Origin of the sequence: Novosphingobium guangzhouense (assembly GCF_002896965.1) — a bacterium.
Lineage (GTDB): Bacteria > Pseudomonadota > Alphaproteobacteria > Sphingomonadales > Sphingomonadaceae > Novosphingobium > Novosphingobium guangzhouense.
In genome coordinates, this window is record NZ_LYMM01000112.1 from 1 (window position 1) to 1635 (window position 1635).

A 1635-nucleotide genomic window follows, 5' to 3' on the forward strand; every position below is an offset into this window, starting at 1 on the left:
CGAAGGTGCGTTCCCATCGCTGGCGGGAGCGAACGAATGGATCAATTCGCCGCCGCTGACCCCGGCATCGCTGCGCGGGAAGGTCGTGCTGGTCGATTTCTGGACCTACAGCTGCATCAACTGCCTGCGCTCGCTGCCTTACGTGCGGGCCTGGGCGGAGAAGTACCGCGACCAGGGGCTGGTAGTGATCGGCGTCCATACACCCGAGTTCGCCTTTGAAAAGGATCCCGCCAACGTCCGCAAGGCGGTAGGTGACCTCGGCATTGCCTATCCTGTCGCGATCGACAACGACCACGGCGTCTGGCGGGCATTTCGCAATCGCTATTGGCCCGCCCACTACTTCATCGATGGCAAGGGCCGCGTCCGCTACCACCACTTCGGCGAGGGCGACTATGCGCAGTCGGAGAGGGTGATCCAGCGCTTGCTGGCGGAAAACGGCAGTGCGGTGGGCAATACCGGGACGGTCACCGTCTCGGCGACCGGAGCCGGAGCCGCTGCGGGGCACGGGAAAGCGCGATCGCCCGAAACCTATCTTGGCTACGGCAAGGCGCTGCGGTTCGCTTCGCCGGGCGGTTTCGTCCGAGATGCCCACCACGACTACACGGCGCCCGCTTCGCCGCAGCGCGACGCGTGGGGCCTTGCCGGTACATGGACGGCCGGTCGCGAAAAGGCATCGCTCGATGCTGCGGGAGGACGCATCGTCTATCGCTTTCATGCGCGCGACGTACATCTCGTGCTCGGCCCGGCGCGGTTGGGGCAGCGGGTACGTTTCCGGGTGACCGTCGACGGCATGGCGCCCGGCGCAGACCACGGCACCGATGTCGATCCGGGTGGCAACGGTGTGGTCGATGGGCAGCGGCTCTACCAGTTGGTCCGGATGCAGGGCGGCACGGCTGAGCGGACTTTCGCGATCGAGTTCCTCGACCCCGGAGTTCAGGCCTTTGCCTTCACGTTCGGCTGAGGCGTGCCATCGGCTGTGCGTACATTGGCACACGGGCAACAAAACGTCACGGTAAGCCAGCGCAACCAAACTTTGCCAGTCGGTGTTTGTGCCTCCGAAAGCAGCCGATCTGGTTGACTGATAAGGAGGATTTCCATGAGGGCACTGTACTTTGCGCCTTTGGGCGCAATGGCGCTCGCTCTTGCCGCGCCGGCATTCGCTCAGGATAGCGATGCAGTCGATTGGAGCGGCCCGTATGTCGGCGGCTCGATCGGCTACACGTTCCAGAAGAGCGACAACAACGAGCATCTTCGCTTCGACACCAATGCCGACGGCAGCTTCAACGACACGGTCACGACGACCACTGGCGCGAACGCGTTCTCGCCGGGCACGTGCGGCGGCGCGGCGCGCGGTTCGACACCGGCCAGCGGCTGCCGCGGCGACAAGGACGCACTGAGCTGGATGGGCCATGTCGGCTATGATCGCCAGTTCGGCAGCATCGTGGCAGGCGTGGTCGCCGAAGCTGGCAAGACGTACATCGACGACGCGGTGAGCGAATACTCCACGACACCCGCATACTACACCATGCGCCGCCAGATCGACTGGAACGGCAACCTGCGCGCCCGACTGGGCGTGACCACCCGCAGCGGCATCATGCCCTACGTGACTGGGGGCCTGTCCTACGCCAAGGTGCA

2 protein-coding genes are annotated in these 1635 nt (G+C 65.0%); both read left to right on the forward strand.

The genetic code is table 11. The features are described 5' to 3' along the window. Window positions 1-961: thioredoxin family protein (locus A8V01_RS27965; protein WP_146037401.1), on the forward strand; the 961-nt coding region annotated here is incomplete at its 5' end. 135 nt (window positions 962-1096) lie between these two features. Then, window positions 1097-1635 (forward strand): outer membrane protein (locus tag A8V01_RS27970; RefSeq protein ID WP_425437371.1); only part of this gene is annotated, 539 nt, incomplete at its 3' end.